Origin of the sequence: Mucilaginibacter gossypiicola (genome assembly GCF_900110105.1) — a bacterium.
Lineage (GTDB): Bacteria > Bacteroidota > Bacteroidia > Sphingobacteriales > Sphingobacteriaceae > Mucilaginibacter > Mucilaginibacter gossypiicola.
The window spans coordinates 81,072-100,122 of record NZ_FOCL01000016.1 but is presented as its reverse complement, the minus strand read 5'-3'; the positions used below and the strand labels follow the sequence as shown (position 1 = coordinate 100,122).

The 19,051-nt window shown below is 43.1% G+C and carries 16 protein-coding genes; 5 read left to right on the top strand and 11 right to left on the bottom strand.

The window, feature by feature from the left end:
• Window positions 1–97: 97 nt before the first annotated feature.
• The 3 genes from BMX50_RS30770 to recJ all read right to left on the bottom strand — a co-directional run bounded on the left by BMX50_RS30770 (window position 98) and on the right by recJ (window position 4,428).
• The gene (locus BMX50_RS30770; RefSeq protein WP_091220456.1) at window positions 98–1,642 is read right to left on the bottom strand and encodes a GH3 auxin-responsive promoter family protein; all 1,545 of its coding nucleotides are present in this window, start codon (window positions 1,640–1,642) and stop codon (window positions 98–100) included.
• Window positions 1,643–1,649: 7 nt separating this feature from the next.
• Window positions 1,650–2,390 (bottom strand): LPS export ABC transporter ATP-binding protein, encoded by a 741-nt coding sequence (lptB, locus tag BMX50_RS30765; RefSeq protein WP_091220455.1) that lies wholly within the window; start codon window positions 2,388–2,390, stop codon window positions 1,650–1,652.
• Between the two features lie 334 nt (window positions 2,391–2,724).
• On the bottom strand, window positions 2,725–4,428 hold the full coding sequence (gene recJ, locus BMX50_RS30760) for a single-stranded-DNA-specific exonuclease RecJ (protein ID WP_091220453.1): 1,704 nt from the start codon (window positions 4,426–4,428) through the stop codon (window positions 2,725–2,727).
• Window positions 4,429–4,511: 83 nt separating this feature from the next.
• On the opposite strand from recJ, the gene BMX50_RS30755 reads away from it, so the two are divergent.
• A complete protein-coding gene (locus tag BMX50_RS30755; protein WP_091220451.1) occupies window positions 4,512–5,285 on the top strand; it encodes an MBL fold metallo-hydrolase in 774 nt (257 codons plus the stop codon).
• On the opposite strand, the gene BMX50_RS30750 is transcribed toward BMX50_RS30755, so the two are convergent.
• The 3 genes from BMX50_RS30750 to gcvP form a co-directional block, all read right to left on the bottom strand.
• Window positions 5,282–5,701 carry a response regulator gene (locus BMX50_RS30750; RefSeq protein ID WP_091220449.1) on the bottom strand — a complete coding sequence of 140 codons (420 nt, stop codon included), beginning with the start codon at window positions 5,699–5,701 and terminating at the stop codon, window positions 5,282–5,284. The genes BMX50_RS30755 and BMX50_RS30750 overlap by 4 nt on opposite strands.
• Before the next feature lie 202 nt (window positions 5,702–5,903).
• Complete coding sequence (locus BMX50_RS30745) at window positions 5,904–6,278, bottom strand: antibiotic biosynthesis monooxygenase family protein (RefSeq protein ID WP_208864838.1); 375 nt, start codon at window positions 6,276–6,278, stop codon at window positions 5,904–5,906.
• Window positions 6,279–6,336: 58 nt separating this feature from the next.
• Entirely contained in the window at window positions 6,337–9,228 is a 2,892-nt protein-coding gene (gcvP, locus tag BMX50_RS30740) for an aminomethyl-transferring glycine dehydrogenase (protein WP_091220447.1), read from the bottom strand.
• Between the two features lie 403 nt (window positions 9,229–9,631).
• On the opposite strand from gcvP, the gene BMX50_RS30735 reads away from it, so the two are divergent.
• A complete protein-coding gene (locus tag BMX50_RS30735; protein ID WP_091220444.1) occupies window positions 9,632–11,986 on the top strand; it encodes a T9SS type B sorting domain-containing protein in 2,355 nt (784 codons plus the stop codon).
• Here BMX50_RS30735 and BMX50_RS30730 read toward each other — a convergent pair.
• Window positions 11,969–12,700, bottom strand: coding sequence for a pyridoxine 5'-phosphate synthase (locus BMX50_RS30730; RefSeq protein WP_091220442.1), 732 nt, complete (start codon window positions 12,698–12,700; stop codon window positions 11,969–11,971). The two genes, BMX50_RS30735 and BMX50_RS30730, sit on opposite strands and share 18 nt — an antisense overlap.
• Before the next feature lie 55 nt (window positions 12,701–12,755).
• Between BMX50_RS30730 and BMX50_RS30725 the strand changes: the two genes are divergently transcribed.
• Together BMX50_RS30725 and BMX50_RS30720 are read left to right on the top strand one after the other, a co-directional pair.
• Window positions 12,756–13,274: a hypothetical protein gene (locus BMX50_RS30725; RefSeq protein ID WP_091220440.1), complete on the top strand. Its 519-nt coding sequence runs from the start codon at window positions 12,756–12,758 to the stop codon at window positions 13,272–13,274.
• Window positions 13,255–14,256: a polysaccharide deacetylase family protein gene (locus BMX50_RS30720; protein WP_091220437.1), complete on the top strand. Its 1,002-nt coding sequence runs from the start codon at window positions 13,255–13,257 to the stop codon at window positions 14,254–14,256. The genes BMX50_RS30725 and BMX50_RS30720 overlap by 20 nt, the downstream gene beginning before the upstream one ends.
• A gap of 89 nt (window positions 14,257–14,345) precedes the next feature.
• Here the strand turns inward: BMX50_RS30720 and BMX50_RS30715 are convergent, their stop codons facing one another.
• The 4 genes from BMX50_RS30715 to BMX50_RS30700 form a co-directional block, all read right to left on the bottom strand.
• The gene (locus BMX50_RS30715; protein ID WP_091220434.1) at window positions 14,346–14,942 is read right to left on the bottom strand and encodes a hypothetical protein; all 597 of its coding nucleotides are present in this window, start codon (window positions 14,940–14,942) and stop codon (window positions 14,346–14,348) included.
• A gap of 479 nt (window positions 14,943–15,421) precedes the next feature.
• A complete protein-coding gene (ahcY, locus tag BMX50_RS30710; protein WP_091220433.1) occupies window positions 15,422–16,738 on the bottom strand; it encodes an adenosylhomocysteinase in 1,317 nt (438 codons plus the stop codon).
• A 228-nt stretch (window positions 16,739–16,966) separates the two neighbouring features.
• A complete protein-coding gene (locus BMX50_RS30705; RefSeq protein WP_091220432.1) occupies window positions 16,967–17,350 on the bottom strand; it encodes a bactofilin family protein in 384 nt (127 codons plus the stop codon).
• Window positions 17,351–17,454: 104 nt separating this feature from the next.
• The gene (locus BMX50_RS30700; protein ID WP_091220425.1) at window positions 17,455–18,324 is read right to left on the bottom strand and encodes a M23 family metallopeptidase; all 870 of its coding nucleotides are present in this window, start codon (window positions 18,322–18,324) and stop codon (window positions 17,455–17,457) included.
• Between the two features lie 200 nt (window positions 18,325–18,524).
• Between BMX50_RS30700 and BMX50_RS30695 the strand changes: the two genes are divergently transcribed.
• Window positions 18,525–18,935, top strand: a complete 411-nt coding sequence (locus tag BMX50_RS30695) for a BrxA/BrxB family bacilliredoxin (RefSeq protein ID WP_091220551.1) — start codon at window positions 18,525–18,527, stop codon at window positions 18,933–18,935.
• Window positions 18,936–19,051 lie beyond the last annotated feature (116 nt).

Sequence of the window (19,051 nt, the reverse complement as noted above, 5' to 3'; positions counted from 1 at the left end):
AGCTCCAACCGAGTAGTAACTATCCCAAGGCTTCCGGCCTGCTACCCCGTCAGACCAAGGCGTCGGCGTATCTTTTTAATTCCTTTCTTCTTGCTTCTTAATTCTTGTAGTCCTGCCTCTGAACCCCTACCAGCTCCATCATCTTCAAAATACCATCAACATACTCCCGGTCATTTGCCAGGCGTGGTACTTTATGCTGACCTCCCAACTTTCCCTTTTCCCGCATCCAGTTAAAGAAAGTGCCATCAGGCGCGCGACGAACTATCGGGCGGCGCAGGGCAAGGTCTTTGAAACGTTTGGCGTCATAGTCTGAATTGATACGGCGCAGGGTTTCATCCAGCAGGTCAACAAAACGTTCAAACTCGGCTGGTCTCTTTTCAAACTCAATGATCCATTCATGAGCACCGCAGTCATCGCCGTTAAAATAGACGGGCGCAGCAGTATATTCCCTGATCACAGCACCCGTTTGCGTACAAGCTTCCTCCAGTGCACGCTCGGCATTATCAATGATCACCTCCTCGCCAAAGGCATTAATAAAATGTTTTGTCCTGCCAGTGATCTGGATCCTGAATGGCGAAAGCGATGAAAACTTAATGGTATCCCCTATCATGTACCGCCATAAACCGGCGTTGGTTGAAATAATAAGCGCGTAATTTTTATTCAACTCAACCTCATCAAGCGTTAGCGTTGCAGGATTTTCGTCGTGCAGGTTTTCCAGTGGTAAAAACTCGTAAAAAATACCATAGTCCAGCATCAGCAGCATATCGCCGGGTTCTTTGGTATCCTGTATACCAAAAAAGCCTTCAGATGCATTATAATTTTCGAGGTAGTACATTTCCTCGTTCGGAATCAGTTTTTTAAACTGCTCGCGGTAAGGTGTAAAGTTTACCGCGCCATGAAAGTACATTTCCAGGTTAGGCCAAACTTCCAATAAGTTCTTTTTGCCGGTTATCTCCAGGATGCGTTTAAACAACACCAGGTTCCAGGTGGGTACACCACTGATACTGGTAACGTTCACATCCTTGGTAGCGTGGGCTATCTTTTCTATCTTTTCCTCAAAATTTTCGAGTAAAGCGATATCCAAATGCGGTGTGCGATGAAACTCGGCCCAGTAAGGCAGATTTTTCATGATCACCGCCGAAAGATCACCGAATGAAGTATCCTGACTTAGCTGACTGATCTGGTGGCTGCCGCCAAGCGTTAAGATCTTTCCCGTAAACATGCGGGGGTTAGGCTGGTTATTAAAATAAATGGTAAGCAAATCTTTGCCGCCTTTAAAGTGGCATTCTTCAAGTGCTTCCTCGCTTACCGGGATAAACTTGCTCCTGTCGCTGGTGGTGCCCGATGATTTGGCAAACCAGCGGATCTCCGAAGGCCACAACACATTTTTTTCGCCCTTGAGCATCCGCTCAATAAAGGGCTTTAAGGTATCGTAGTTTTGTATAGGGACCCGCTCCTTAAACTGGCCCAGGTTCTCGATACTTTTATAATGATGTTTTTTGCCCCACTCCGTATTTTCGGCAACCGAAACCAGTTGTTCAAACCATTCTTCCTGCACTTCATTCGGGTATTTCATAAAAAGCTCTATCTGGTGGATACGCTTTTTCATGAACCAGGTAAATACGGAGTTAAAGAGGGTCATAGGGTTGTTATTGAGGAAAAACCTTTCGTTTAAGCACAAAGTTCGACCCAAGATACACTTTCCTCACCATTTCATTCTCAGCCAATACCTCGGGGAAGCCCGATTCTAATATTTTACCTTCAAAAAGCAGGTAGGCACGGTCGGTTATTGACAGTGTTTCCTGTACATTATGGTCGGTAATCAGGATACCTATATTGCGGGTACGTAACTTAACCACCATCGCCTGAATCTCTTCAACCGCAATCGGGTCAACACCAGCAAAAGGCTCATCAAGCAGGATAAAATTAGGTTCTGCAGCTAAAGCACGGGCAATTTCCGTACGACGCCGTTCACCACCCGATAGCAGGTCGCCCCTATTTTTCCTTACCTTATGTAAGCTGAATTCATCGATCAACTCTTCCAGCTTATCTCTTTGCTTTTCTTTAGACATATCTCCCATTTCCAGTACAGCCTTGATATTATCCTCAACCGAAAGCTTCCTGAACACCGATGCTTCCTGCGCCAGGTAACCTATGCCTTTTTGTGCGCGACGGTACATCGGGTCCTGGGTTATATCCTGATTATCCAGGTGGATAGTGCCTTCGTTAGGTTTTATCAAACCTACTATCATATAAAACGATGTAGTTTTGCCTGCGCCATTGGGCCCAAGCAAACCAACAATTTCGCCCTGCGCCACATCAAACGATACATCGTTAACAACGGTGCGCTGCTTGTATTTTTTAACTAAATTATCTGCTCTTAGTATCATTATTTGTCTGAACCATGATTTATGGGATTCATGGATTACCCTGATATGATATATCTTTTTCCCGTCATTGCGAGGCACGAAGCAATCCCCGATTGGCAGCGCCGCTCAGTATAGTTTAAGGCCGCTTTGTTCCTTATAATGATGTAATTATAGATATTGATTATCAAATTTATCTTTCTATCAAATTTAGGAATTTGAGCGTTGCCTGCGGCCCGGGCTTTTCGTTCCAAGTCCTCGCCTTTCCTGCCCTCAATTCCGACCCGCGCTGTGGGCTTTCCACTACAATCCCTAACGCGGCCCCCTCAACGCCCCTAACAAAGCTAAAAACTAATCTCTAATCACTAAACCTTATCCCCTTAACATTTAACTGAATCGTTCTTCTTTCGCGCCAAACGTTTTCTTCTATGGAGTAGCACATCTCGAACGGCATGCCCGATTGTAACTGCTCCAAGTATTGGCCATGATTAAAGGCTATACAATCAAATACTGCCGAATCTTCCTGCATTACGCTCATTTTAATGTGCGATCCTCCTACCAAACCGGCGTTACTACTAACATACACATTTTTACTTATGAAAACAGGCGCCATATTTTCAGGCCCAAAAGGGGCAAACTGATTCAAAATCCTGAAAAATTTCGGTTCTATCTGGCTTAAACGTAATTCGGCGTCAATTTGTATTTGCTGAATTAATTGTTCTGGTTTAATGGTAGAACTTACCACTTCTTCAAACCTTTCAATAAAGGCTTCGAGGTTTTCGGGATCCATGGTCAAGCCTGCAGCATATTTGTGCCCTCCAAACTGAATCAGCAGATCTTTACAGCCACAAAGAGCTTCGTACAGATCATACCCCAGAACTGAACGTGCTGAACCGGCAACATGCCCGTTAGAGCGGGTAAGCACGATAGTAGGGCGGTAATATTTTTCGGTAAGGCGCGACGCCACAATACCAATTACCCCCTTGTGCCAATCTTCATTAAAAACCACTGTCGATTTACGGGCAATCAATACCTCGTCATTTTCTATCATGCCAAGCGCTTCGTCGGTAATGTTAAGATCATGCCCTTTCCGTTCGGTGTTGCGCACATTGATCATAGCACTTTTTTCTTTGGCAACGTCTTTATCTGTAGCTATCAGCAATTCAACGGCATGTTTAGCATCGTCTATTCTACCGGCTGCATTAATGCGCGGACCAAGCGAAAACACTACATCCGATATAGTATAGGTCCCGGTCCTACCTGCTATTTCCATCAGGGCTTTAACGCCTATACAGGGGTCGGTATTTATTTTTTGCAGACCAAAATGTGCCAGTACCCTGTTTTCGCCAGTAATATGTACAATATCACAGGAGATGCTGATCACCACCAGGTCGAGATAGCAATTTACTTCTTCAACCGGGATATCATTCTTTTCGGCGTAGGCCTGGATCAACTTGAAACCAATACCGCAGCCGGACAATTCTTTGTATGGATATTCGCAGTCTTCGCGTTTAGGGTCAAGCACCGCTACCGCATTCGGAATAGATGCCCCCGGTAAATGGTGATCGCAAATAATAAAATCGATGCTTCTTTCATTAGCATAGTCAATTTTATCAATTGATTTAATGCCACAGTCAAGCGCTATGATCAGGGTTATACCATGCTCGGCAGCATAATCAATTCCCTGGTTCGAAATGCCATAACCTTCCTTGTAGCGGTCGGGGATGTAATAATCTATTTTATCGTAAAGCTTTTTGAAGAAACTGTAGGTTAGTGCCACGGCCGTAGTGCCATCCACATCATAATCACCGTAGATCATGATCTTTTCGCCCACTGCTATAGCCTGTTCAATGCGCAGGACGGCCTTCTCCATATCCTTCATCAGGAAGGGGTCATGCAGGTGCCGGTAGTCGGGCCTGAAAAAATAGCGGGCATCTTCAAAGGTGGTGATACCGCGCTGCACAAGCATGGTACTTAAAACGGTATCGATATTAAGTTCGGCGGCTAATTTTATTACATCATCATGGTTTGTATTATCCTTTAGCGCCCAACGTTTATTCATATCTTTGCAGCTTGAAACAGTAAATATACTTATGCTCTGTTAAAGAGCCAAAGTTACATTCAAAATCTGATACTACGTTTACTATGGAATTTTTTGCTTTAGGTGAAGGCTCTTATTCGGTTGATGCAACCAAGAAATTTATCCCGTTCAACCCGGAAACTGATAACCCCAAAGATCGTCCGGCTTCGTTGTTCATCCACGTTAACCCCTTCCTCATCAAAACAAAAACCGATTTGATAGTATTGGACACTGGCCTTGGCTTTAAAGATACCCGCGATGAGCTGATGCTGCACCAAAACATCCGCAACGCAGGCTTTGATCCGGATGATGTTACGCTGGTAATGATGTCGCACCTGCATTATGACCATTCGGGCGGTTTGGTAGTTGAGCGTAACGGCAAATTAGTGCCGAGCTTTCCGCAGGCCGAGCATGTGATCAATAAACAGGAATGGGAATTTGGCATGAGCGGCAAGGGTTCATCATATCATGTTGAAATATTTGAAGCTTTACAGGCCAGCGCTAAGATCACCTTTATTGAAGGCAACGGAGAATTTAAACCAGGCATCAGATATGAACATTCGGGTGGTCATTGCCCCGCACACCAGGTGTTTTGGTTTGATATGGAAGGCGAAAAAGTATTTTTTGGCGGCGATGAGCTTCCTGAACCGGAGCAGTTGCTAAGAAAATTTATAGCTAAATACGATATGGACGGCCGCAAAGCAATGATGCTGCGAGAAGAATATGGTAAAAAAGCCGCCGTCGAAGGTTGGAAATGCCTGTTTTACCATTCCAAGTCATTTGCTATTGGAACGGTAGAAACAGAGGGCGATCATTTTAAAGTTAAGCCGGTTTATTAATGCTCGGTAGGAACCTCAAATAGTTCCTTTATTTTTTCAACGTTAAGTGGTTTGGAGATAAAATCTTTCACCAGTGGGTATGAGCGTGCTTTATTGATATCGTTACTAAAAACCGATGATGAGATAATATAGATCTTGCTTTTGCCCAGTGGGTCGAGGTTGAGGCGCTTATACTCATCCAAAAATTCCCAGCCATTCATAATAGGCATATTAATATCAAGTAAAATATAATCTGGCAGTTTGTTAGGGTCTTTACGCTGAATATCAGAAAGTTGCTCAATAGCATATTTCCCGTTCAGGCAAGCCATAATTTCCGTATTAAGTAAAGCTTTCTTTATCAGTTTTATGGAGATGAAGTTATTTATCTCGTCATCATCAACCAGTAATACACTAATGGCTTTATTGTTAATATTCATATCTATAATTTAAGCGCTGTATCTTTATACGAGGCCTTGATTTAAAAAGTTATATTCCCTTTAGTTGTAAATCTATAAATAATATCTCCGCGACACTTAATTAAATAACCATAACAGAGGATATTTATTTTAATCAGGAAAATTAAATAAAGATCAGAATACAGGAAACTCCATGTAAAAACTAACCGTTGAATATTGTATTTTAAAAAGTATAATCACGCTCAACCTTGCAAATACGTACCTTATAAGCCTGGTACCATTTATCGCGGCCCTGTTGCTGGGCAAACAGGTGGCGGGCATTAGCTTTCCAATTCCTGATCGCCTCTTCCGATTGCCAATAAGACACCGTTATTCCGACATTGTTACGGGCCGATTCAACACCCAGGAAACCTTTCTGCTGCCGTGCAAGCGTCTCCATTTCAACGGCCATATCTCCATAGCCATCATCACCAGGAGTACGCAAGGATGTAAATATTACTGCGTAATAAGGAGGCTGAGGCGTTGGAGCGATAAGCTCCTCTAAATCTCCACTAAAAGGAGAGACTTTTGAATTACTACCGGAATTATCTAAACTCATATCTTAATAATTTACATAAAACAAAAACCCCCGCTAAATGGCGGGGGTTTGCTGAAGATTATTCTATTACACTTTCTTCAAACTCATACTCTTCAAGTGGAGGGCATGAGCAGATCAGCGTTCTATCGCCATAAGTGTCATTAACCCTGCCTACTGAAGGCCAGAATTTATTGGCAGCTACATAAGGCAGCGGAAATGCCGCTTTTTGACGGGTATAAGGATGCTCCCATTCGTTGCCGGTAATCACAGCTACAGTATGAGGCGCATTTTTTAACGGGTTGTTAATTTTGTCAGATAAACCATCAACAACATCAGCAATTTCATGGCGGATAGAGATCATGGCATCGCAGAAACGGTCAAGCTCATGCTTAGGCTCAGATTCTGTTGGCTCAATCATTACGGTACCAGCTACCGGGAAAGATACAGTTGGCGCATGGAAACCATAATCCATTAAGCGTTTGGCGATATCAGTTACCTCAATACCTGCCGATTTAAATGAGCGGCAATCCAGTATCATTTCGTGTGCACAACGGCCATTGGCACCTGTGTACAACACCGGGTAATGTTCCTTCAGCCTTGTTTTAATGTAATTAGCATTCAGGATGGCGTAACGTGTGGCGTTGGTCAATCCTTCGGCACCCATCATAGCGATGTAGGCATGTGATATGATCAGGATAGAAGCCGAACCCCATGGCGCTGCAGATACAGCATGTATTGATTTACCCCTGTCGATATCAACCACAGCGTGACCGGGCAGATAAGGAACCAAATGTTTTGCAACACCGATCGGGCCCATACCAGGGCCACCGCCACCGTGAGGGATACAGAATGTTTTATGCAGGTTAAGGTGACAAACGTCGGCACCAATATTAGCCGGACTTGTTAAACCAACCTGTGCGTTCATGTTTGCGCCGTCCATATAAACCTGGCCGCCGTTTTCATGAATAATTTCGCAGATTTCAATGATGCTTTCTTCAAACACACCATGTGTTGATGGGTAAGTAACCATCAAACATGAAAGCTCGTTTTTATACTGCTCGGCTTTGGCACGCATATCGGCAACATCGATGTTACCATTGTCATCACATTTTACCACTACGATCTTCATACCAGCCATAGCTGCTGATGCAGGGTTGGTACCGTGAGCAGACGAAGGGATCAAAGCAATGTTACGGTGGGTATCGCCCCTATCCAAATGATAAGCGCGGATAACCATTAAACCTGCATATTCGCCCTGTGCACCGGCATTTGGCTGCAAGCTCATGGCTGCAAAACCGGTGATTTCGCTTAACCAGTTATTGATTTCATCAAATAACTGCATATAACCGCCAACCTGATCGGTTGGGGCAAAGGGGTGAATTTTGCTGAATTCGGCCCAGGTAACAGGTACCATTTCGGTAGTAGCATTCAGTTTCATGGTACATGAACCTAATGCTATCATCGAGTGACAAAGCGAAAGATCTTTTGCCTCTAATGATTTGATGTAACGCAGCATTTCATGCTCAGACCTATGGGTATTGAACAGACTATGCGTTAAATAAGCCGAAGTACGCTGAAGCTCGGTTGGGATAACGGTTTCAAGATTGGCGTTGATACCGTCGAAATCAACATCATTAATGGTTTTGCCTTTTACTTTGGCAAAAAACCTTACAATGGTTTTGATATCCTCAACTGAAGTTGTTTCGTCGATAGAGATAGTAACTATTGAACCTTCATAGTTCAGGTTCATCTCATTATTCAACGCTTCAGAATGGATAGGGCCAGCAAGATGTGCTACATCAAACTTAACAGTATCAAAGTATGATCCGTTCAGTTGCTCATAACCAAGCTGACCTAAAGTTTTAGCTGTTAATACCGCTAACCCGTGGATCCTTTCGGCAATCGCTTTAATACCATCCGGACCATGATACACGGCATACATACCGGCCATGATAGCCAATAATGCCTGAGCGGTACAGATATTTGAAGTAGCTTTATCACGGCGGATGTGCTGCTCGCGGGTTTGCAGGGCCATACGCAAGGCGTAATTACCTGCACTATCGATAGTAACACCGATGATACGGCCGGGGATAGAGCGTTTGTATTCTTCTTTAGTTGCAAAGAAAGCGGCGTGCGGGCCACCAAAGCCCATTGGCACACCAAAACGTTGCGATGAACCAACTACGATGTCGGCACCCCATTCGCCCGGAGGCGTTAACAGGGCAAGACTCATGATATCGGCAACAACGGTAAGTTTAATACCTTTTTCGTGACCTTTTGCAGCAAAGTCGGCGTAGTTATAAACCGCGCCATCACCTGCAGGGTATTGCACAATGGCGCCAAACATATCGTCGGTTAATTCAACGGTACGGTGGTCGCCTATTCTTAGCTCAATGCCATAAGGCTCCGAGCGGGTTTTTAAGATATCAATAGTTTGGGGAAACACTTCTTCCGAAACGAAGAAAACGTTGGCGTTGTTATTTTTACGCAAGGTGTATTGCATAAACATAGCTTCGGCAGCAGCTGTACCCTCGTCAAGCAATGAAGCATTGGCAATCTCCATACCTGTAAGGTCAATAACCATGGTTTGGAAATTTAACAAAGCCTGCAAACGGCCTTGTGCAATTTCGGCCTGGTATGGGGTATACTGTGTATACCATCCGGGATTTTCAAGAATGTTACGCTGGATAACGCCGGGTACAATTACATCATAGTAACCTTTACCAATGAACGACTTGAAAACTTTGTTTTTTGAAGCAGTTTGCTTTAACGTGTTCAGGTAATCGAACTCGCTTTTTGCTGCGGGCAGGTTAAGCGGTTTGGTAAGCCTGATCTTTTGCGGTATTGTTTGCCCTATTAATTCATCCAGCGTACTTACACCGATGGTTTTTAACATTTTGGCCGTGTCGGCCGCACTTGGAGCAATGTGCCTCGACTGAAACTGCTCCTGATAGGTTGTATTCAACTTCATGAATTAATCGTCCCTCTTAAATTTACCGCAAAGGTACGATTTTACAAATTGAGTAACAATTAGCTAATATGATATTGACAATGCATTTACAGGGAAAAAATGCATTTTGGCTTGTGAATACCTAAACATGACGGGCAGGCGAGTTTTACTTTTTATCACGATTTTTCTTTTTATTCCTGGCAAAAGCTGCAACCTGCATTCGAGGAGCTTGTCAATCATAAGGTAACCACCAGAATTCCCACCTCTTATTTTAATTGGTAAATTAATCCCAGACCTCGCGAAGCAAACAACTCATTTGATACTGTAGCGTTATTGCCAACAAAATCGTAACTTACTATCGGACAATATCAACCAATTTATTGCCAATTAATTATAAACTAACATTCAAGCCCAAATCGCAACCATGAAACACCGGTTGTTGCTGTTTACGTTATTCCTGGCACTGGCCGGTTCGCGCGCTATGGCAACTGTATTTACGGTTACAAGTAATGCCGATACCGGACCGGGCACATTGCGTGATGCCCTTACCAAAGCAGCAGCCAACGGTACAGTTCAGCAGGATGTTATTAATTTTAACCTGCCGGGTAGCGTGACCATAGCACTTTTTACCCAGCTCCCCGAGGTTACGTCAAATTTAATTATCGACGGCAGCACGCAACCTACGGCCAAACTCGGTAAAAGTGACGCCAGGGTTTACATCATACCCGATATCAGCTATACCTTCCCCGGCACTAAAGCAGCTGCCCTGTTGATGACCGAAGTTACTAATGTGGAGATCTATGGCTTATGCATAAAAGGTTACAGCAGCAAACTCACAAACTTTAACGGCAACCTGCTTTTCACTGCTATATCGGCTTATGATTGTAGCAACATCACCATAGGGGCACCAGATAAAGGAAATGTTTTTTGCGATAACATCTATGGTATTTATTGCGGTACCAACTCGTTAACCGACTCAAAGAACAATGATAATATCAATATCCAATCAAACTTTATTGGTTATGATGAATCAGGAACAAATGTTGTTGAGTTAGGGTACGCACTTGACATAACTGCCGATAACTCTTTGGTGGGTGGCTCCGCCTTAAAAGAAAGAAACTATTTTGCTACTGCAATAGCCCTGAACGGGATCGATAACAGGTTTATCAACAACTCGCTTTCACTTGATGTAAACGGCCAGGATAACCGTGGAGGAGCTTCAATTCTTTTACACTTTCAGGGAAGCAACACGCAGGTAACCGACAATGATTTCTGCGCTACAACATTCCAGTTTGTATCTGTAAACGGGTTCACTTTTATACGTAACAAACAAAGTAGTATACAGGGCAATTCGGGTATGTCATTATTTAAGTGCAACAATGCTTTAATAGGCAATAACAATATTAATGATGGCAACATTTTTAGCAATGATGGCGGCGCATTTTACGCTGTCGAGTCAACCAATATTACTATAGCTAAAAACAGCATCTCATGTAATACAACACCATACCTTATATCAAGCGGCACAGCCATCCCTAATATTAACGTGCTTGTAAACAGCGCCGCCGAATTTTCAGGAACTGCATCGCCCGGAGCTGCCGTTTATATTTATAATGACAATACAGACTGCTCGGTTTGCAACCCGGTACAATACCTTACCACAATTACTGCTGACGCGGCGGGTAACTGGAAATTTACCGGCGATCTGCATAATAAAAAAATGGTGGCCAACGCCACACTTAATAACAGCTCGTCTGAATATACCCAGCCGGTGATTTCAACATCTGCCGCCGATTATATCAAAGTCAATCCAACCTGCTTCAAAAATAACGGATCAATTACCCTGCAAAACTTAAAAAATGTTATCGGGGTTGACTGGTTTAATGAGCAGGACCAATTGGTACAATCCGGCGGCCCTAAACTGGAGGGGGTTGGTGTTGGAACTTATTACGCCAAATGTTATAACGGAAATTGTTTTGCCAAATCTATTCCGGTAACCTTAACCAGCTCAAATCCCGGTGTAGATGATTCAGGGCTTCAAAAAGTAAATGCATCGTGCGATGCAGCCAACGGAAGCATTAGTAACTTAAAACTAATTAATACCAATGGTACTACACCACCATTAAGGTGGACAAATGAGGCCGGGGAGGTAATACGCAACACACTGGATATTGACGGGCTTCCCGGCGGAACATATACCCTCACCATAGATCCGGATGGTTGTGCAGTACCTTACCACGTTACCCTGCTTAACCAGGAGCTTGTTCTCGATCCGCCGGTGATAAGCAGCTTTCAGTTATGTGGCCCCGGGGAAACGATAATACCTGTAAGTAACCCGGTGGCAACGTCAACCTACAGGCTTTATGATAGTGAAACCAGTACTACTCCGCTTGATGAGGAACCCAATGGTAAATTTAAAGTGAACGTTACCGCCAACCGGAGCTATTATATAAGCCGTTTTAGTAACGCCTGTGAAAGCACCCGCACAAAGGTTGATGTAAGCGTGGGCCTTTCAAACCTCAATATTGCCAATGTAATTACCCCCAATAATGATGGCGTAAATGATTACTGGCAGATAGCAGGCATGGAGAACTATCCGGCGGCAACCGTAAAAATATTTAACCGGTATGGCAAAAACATTTTTAACTCCATAGGGTACAGCCACCCGTTTAACGGCACCTATAATGGCAAACCATTACCCACGGGCAGCTATTATTATATCATTAACCTAAGCTCGGGCTGTGGCTTATTATCAGGTAGCTTAAGCATTATCCGTTAACGATAATTGCCTCAGGTACATTTGGATGGTGTTTTCTAAACCATAGTACAAGGCATTGCTAACCAGGGCATGACCAATGCTTACTTCGAGCAGACCGGGTATATTTTCGGCAAAATATTTCAGGTTATGTAAATCCAGGTCGTGCCCTGCGTTAAGGCCCAAGCCTGCCTGTTGCGCCACTTTTGCTGCCTCAATATACGGAGCAATAGCCAGTTCTTTTCCCTGCGGAAAATGAGTGGCATAACCCTCGGTATAAAGCTCTACACGATCGGTACCGGTTTTGGCGGCCCCTTCAACCATTGCAGGGATAGGGTCAACAAAAATAGAAACCCGGATGCCGGCATCTTTAAATACCGCTATCATATCTTTTAAATAATGATAGTTGGTGATGGTATCCCAGCCATGATTTGAGGTGATCTGTCCCAAAACATCGGGTACCAGAGTAACCTGCTCGGGCTTATTAGCCAGCACCAGATCGATAAATTTTTGCTCCTGGCAATTACCCTCGATATTAAACTCGGTAGTGACGATTTTCTTGAGCTCAAATACATCGTTATAACGGATGTGGCGTTCATCGGGCCGTGGATGTACGGTTATTCCCTGCGCACCAAAACGTTCGCAATCTTTGGCAACCTGGATCAGGTCAGGATTATTACCACCGCGCGAATTACGCAGCGTGGCTATTTTGTTGATATTGACAGATAGACGGGTCATATTTCAAAGTTATATATCATTTAGATAAAATGCCCGATATATTTAACTTTAGGTCATGAAGCCTAAACAAATTGTTATTGAGTTATTGATAGTAGTCACCACCATCGCGACAACATGGCTGACTTTAAAATTGTTAACGAACAAGACAATCATCGACGTTCAGTTGCATGATAGTTATTTTATTATGGCTCCCTCAACCCTCATATTGCCGATTTCGAGCTTGCTCTTAACACTAATTTATCTTATCAAGGAAGGACTTGCAGGGTATAAACGGCGATTCCAAAACCTGATACTCGTAACAAGCAACTTCCTATTGCTTGTTTGGTTATATCCTTTGTCGATATTCATAAAAAACCTACCGCAACCAGGGTGGACAGTTCCACCTTCCCTATCAGCTTTACCAAAGGCTACACCCGATATAGAAAGCCGACTAAAAGATTATTCATTAATTGTTAAAAATGTAAAGCTTTATACACCAGTTGTTGTGATTGTTTTTATGCTGATATTAGTCGCCGCTACTTTTGTTACCGGAAAAAACTGGAATGCAAAACCTCATGAACAAAACAGTAATTAAATTAATACCTACCCTATTTTTCTGCTTCGTTGTCTTTATTAATAAGGCATCAGCACAAACCATCTACCGCAGAATAGAGAAATATAAAGTTTACTACGGTTGGGCACACAATTATCCGCAGGATTGGATGATCCTTCGCCGCTTTGATAACGAGGGCCGTAATTACCTGTTGATGGTGAACCCGCAAACGCTGGAAACTAAAATAAATGAAAGCAGTTTTTACCAGATCAAGCCCATGACGATGGAGCAGGCGCGTGAGTTTTTTAAAAGTACGCCCTATCAAAAAGCGCTCAGTAAAGCCGAAAAACAGTCGATCAATATTCAGGATGCTGGGATCGAAAGCGGTATCCCCAAACAAACAGGCATCAGCCTCACTGCCGATCTATGCCCATCGCACCGCCCGCTGGATAAGCGCATTTTCACTGATATTTTTACCGAATTTAAAAAGGTGGAGCGCCCGGTTCCTATCGCGCTTTCGGTAACCGGTATCTGGATGCGTCAGCACCCGCAGGATCTGGCCTGGCTTAAACAAATGCAGGCCAACCATGAGATCTACATCACCTGGATCAACCATTCCTTCAATCATAGGGTAAGCCTGAAAGCCCCGCTTAAAGAAAACTTTTTGCTGGAGCCAGGTACAGACATCAATTACGAAGTACTGGAAACAGAGCAAGCCATGCTGCGAAACGGCTTGTTGCCGTCAGTATTTTTCCGCTTCCCCGGTCTCGTGTCTGATCAGCAGCTGGTATACCAGATCACCAATTTCGGCCTGATCCCGGTTGGTACTGATGCCTGGCTGGCCAAAGGTCAGCAACCGCCAAACGGCAGTATTGTGCTTATCCATGGCAACGGCAACGAACCTGTAGGCGTTAATGATTTCATTAAACTACTGCAATCAAAAACAAGGTCGATTGCAGGTAAGCAATGGCTGTTATATGATCTGCGCGAAAGTGTGGATGAAGAATTTAGCGAAGCGCCCTGAGTTCAGTTGGCGGTTTGCAGTGGCAGTTAGCAGTTCCAAATACACAGACTTACGAAGTTTTAGAAACTTCGCAAGTCTTCCTTCTATGTTTATAAACTTTTATTAAGCTCATCCAACTGCACCCAAACTTTATGTTTGTATGGTTGCGGTGATGCCTCAAAATAAACTACGGTAACATCACTGCCGGGTTTCGCTTTTTCAACGTGGATCCGGAAGTTAAGGATCAACGGATCTTGTGTCATATAATCGGTCATTTCTGCTTTGCCTTCAAAAGTCTGAATATCTGTCTCACCTGCTTTAATATTTTGAAGTTTTACTTTTACGGGTGCAGCAATCGCGGTATCAATTTTTGCTTCTTTTAAATTGGCCTTTATCAGGCCCGTATAATAATCGCACATGTATTTTTCAAGTTGAGTTTTGGTAAAAGCGGCCTTGGGGTTAATTATCCATAAAAACGCATAAGTCCAGTAACCCTCCGCTCCCTTTTTTGCCCAGTCAGGTGAAAAGCGAATATCCTCGGTACCTTTAAAAGGCAAGCTATTTGCAAACTGCGGAGGAAGCGCAAAGGTTTCGGTATGCCAGTTTTCGGGTTTAGTTAGCGAATATACTGGAGCGGTTTGCTGACCATAGCAAGCGCATTTCAATAAAACAACCAACAAACACGTAAAAAACGTTTTGATATGCATAATAGTTTAGATTTATAATCAAAGTTAAGGCAAAGCAACCTGGGCATTTGTTAAAAAAAGTTAAGAGCGTGGGATAAAATAAAAGCCCCATAGCACTCGCTGCATGGGGCTTTAAACCTAAACCTTATCACAAATCCGGGTGTAGATACCCGTTATTGAATTGTAAATATAATATGAATTTTAGTAAACTGTATCACATTTGTTACATTTATCTCATTTATATCATATCACATCTACTGATACGGATTTCTCAGTTATTTGTTACGAATAGAAAAATTTTTGCACTAAAAGTGCCTTCCATTAAGAACCTATATTTAGCCTTTTTGCAAATAAAGCACAAGTCAGCCCTACACCATCCACCACACAAGACTTGCGCTATCGGCAGGGTTATTAAAAATAAAAAAAGGCATGATTTTTAAAACCATGCCTCTCATATTGTCAAAGCAAAAAACCTTTCGCCTTTAACCTTTAACCTAAATTTAGTACCTGTAGTACTCCGGTTTAAACGGACCTTCAACAGTTACGCCAATGTACTCGGCCTGATCCTGGTCAAGTACTTCCAGCTCAACACCAATTTTAGCAAGGTGTAAGCGGGCTACTTTTTCGTCAAGATGTTTTGGCAGGGTGTAAACTTTGTTTTCGTAGGCAGCGCCGTTTGTCCAAAGCTCCAATTGTGCTAAAGTTTGGTTGGTGAACGAGTTACTCATCACAAAGCTTGGGTGACCGGTAGCGCAACCTAAGTTAACCAAACGACCTTCGGCTAATACGATTACGTCTTTACCTTCAATGGTGTATTTATCAACCTGTGGTTTAATTTCAACTTTAGTATTGCCATAAGCACCGTTTAACCAGGCCATGTCAATCTCATTGTCAAAGTGACCGATGTTACAAACGATAGCTTTATCTTTCAAAGCACGGAAGTGTTGCTCACGAACGATATTTTTGTTACCAGTAGCAGTAACCACAATATCAGCTTCAGTAATGGCAGTGCCCAGTTTCTTAACTTCAAAGCCTTCCATTGCAGCTTGTAAAGCACAGATAGGATCAATTTCGGTAACGATAACACGCACACCAGAGTTACGCAGTGAATCTGCCGAACCTTTACCTACGTCGCCATAACCGCAAACAACAGCCACTTTACCAGCCATCATTACGTCGGTAGCACGACGGATAGCATCAACCAGCGACTCACGGCAGCCGTATTTGTTATCAAATTTTGATTTGGTAACCGAGTCGTTAACATTAATTGCCGGCATTGGCAGGGTACCTGCTTTCATGCGCTCATATAAACGGTGTACACCGGTAGTAGTTTCTTCAGATAAACCTTTGATAGCAGCAACCAGCTCAGGGTATTTATCCAATACCATGTTGGTTAAATCGCCACCATCATCAAGGATCATGTTAAGCGGCTGGCGCTCTTCGCCAAAAAATAAAGTTTGCTCAATGCACCAGTCAAACTCTTCGGCATTCATACCTTTCCAGGCGTAAACAGAAATACCTGCAGCAGCAATAGCAGCAGCGGCGTGATCCTGGGTTGAGAATATATTACATGACGACCAGGTAACTTCGGCGCCAAGTGCAATCAGGGTTTCAATTAAAACAGCGGTTTGGATGGTCATGTGTAAGCAGCCGGCAATCCTTGCACCTTTAAGCGGCTGGCTCGGACCATATTCTTTACGCAAAGCCATCAGGCCAGGCATCTCAGCCTCAGCCAGTTCAATTTCCTTACGGCCCCACTCTGCCAGCGACAGATCTTTTACTTTGTATTTAACGAATGCAGTTTCTACTGATGACATATCGATTTTATTTTTGAGAGTGCAAAGTTAACTTATATCCTCGTGAAAATGAAATGTTTGGTTTAACCTGCAAGGTTGATCACTTTAAGCCTGTGGCAGGTGTTTTCACCGTACCACATGATTAAGAAGAGATGATAGTAATGGGAACGAAAACATTGATAGTTTGAGTGGTGCGGTGAAAACACCGACCACAAGCTAAAAGATACGACTTTTAACTTAAAATAAGCCTTACGCCTGCAACTGCTTTTGAACCTCCGCCTGTTGCATAGTGAGGTTGCCATTATATACCCCGCCGTTTTCAACGGCCAGATTCTGGGTTTTAATGTCACCGGTAACACGGCCGGTAGCTTTTATTTCAAGCGATGAGGTATTGATATCACCCCTCACCGTACCGTAAACAAATATCTCTTTGGTATTTATGTTACCCCTAACCTCTCCTTTTTCGCCAAGGATCAGGCCTTCGTCAACCGTTACATCGCCATTAACCAATCCGTCAATACGTGCAAAAGCCGGGGCTTTCAGGTGGCCATCAAGTATACTGCCCGCACTAATGAGGGTTGAGATTGCCTGCAGGTCAAGCGCAACCTTATCTTTTTTTGAAAAAATAGCCATGTTTTTGTGAGTTACAAGTCATAAGTCTATAGTCTTAGGTCTGAAGGCAAAAAAGAAACGGTGATTAGCTCCCGACTTAAGACTTAGAACTTCCGACTTAGAACTTATTTATTCAGGGTTAAAAAATTTACAGGATTAACCGGCTTACCGTTTTTACGCACCTCATAGTGCAGATGTGTACCTGTTGAGTGGCCGGTTGAACCTACCTTGCCAATATTATCACCAACGGTAACCTCCTGACCAACCTTTACTTCAATTTTTGAAAGGTGCCCGTACAATGTTTCCAGGTTATTGATGTGTTTTATGCGGATACAATTACCATAACCACCGGCCCAGCCAGCAAAAACAACTTTACCGCTGGCTGTACATTTTACCTCATCACCACGATGTCCCTGAAAATCAATACCAGGGTGAAACTCGGCATGTTCCGAATTAAAAGGGTCGCTCCTGTAACCAAAAAATGAGGTAAAAGAGCTAATCCTTGGGTAACCCATTGGGGTAAATGCTATAGTGCTTGTTAAATGCTTCAGATAATCATCATAAAGACTGTAAGCTTCGGTATCCGGGAGTTTAGCAGCTTCATTGTTGCCGCTGCCACCAGTGCCCTTTATAGCAAAGCCCTTCAGCCCGCGCCTTCTTAAATATTCGTTAATGGTTTTGAGCTTTACCTCGATAGACTGGATGTATGATTGCGCGTTACCCTGTGTATTTTCCTGTGCTTTAACTACTACCGGCATAGTCCCTTTTAGTTTAGCTATCTGAGCCTGTAACTTTTGATTTTCTGCTTCTTGCGCTGCGCTTTTTTGATGAAGATAAAACACCAAACCACCAAGTACTGCAACAACAGCTGCAATGCTCCATGCATAGTGTTTAAGCCTGTTAAGATGCTTGGTTTTTATTTGTAATGACTTTGTATGCTGTTGATTTTTGTTGATGATAACAACAGTGCTAATATCAGATGTTTTAGGTCTCATCAAATTCAAATAAATTAGGGAATGCAAGTTAAAAATTACTGTTAATAAAACAATATTAAATGTATGTAAACAGGTTATCAATAGAATAGCTTTCTACGTTATTCGTCAACCAATTGTTATTATTGCGTTTTTATAAACGTAAAACAAGTATCATTTCTTATTTTTGTGATACTGATTTTATTGTAAAGCGAAAAAAAATGATGTATCCTGAATATTTAGTAGCCCCGATGCGGGAAGATCTGACGAGGGTTGGTTTTGAGGAATTAAAAGATGCCGATGCTGTAAAAAGCGCTATTGAAAGCGAAGGTACAGTATTTGTAATGGTTAACTCGGTATGCGGTTGTGCTGCAGCAAATGCACGTCCGGCTGCTAAAATTGCCGCTGCAAACGGCAAACACCCTGATAAACTGGTAACCGTTTTTGCAGGCATGGAAAAAGACGCGGTTGACGCTGCACGTAACTATATGCTGCCTTATCCACCGTCATCACCGGCTATGGCGCTGTTTAAAGATGGTAAACTGGTTCATATTATTGAGCGCTACCAGATTGAAGGTCGCCCGGCACAAATGATTGCCGATAACCTGATCGATGCGTTTGAACAATACTGCTAATTGAGCTGAAGGCTAAAAGCCTAAAGCAGAAAGCTAAAAAACATAAAAGAGCTGAGGGAAAATCCTTCAGCTCTTTTTTTGTTTGTATGAACTCGAATTTATGAAATCAAAGAATT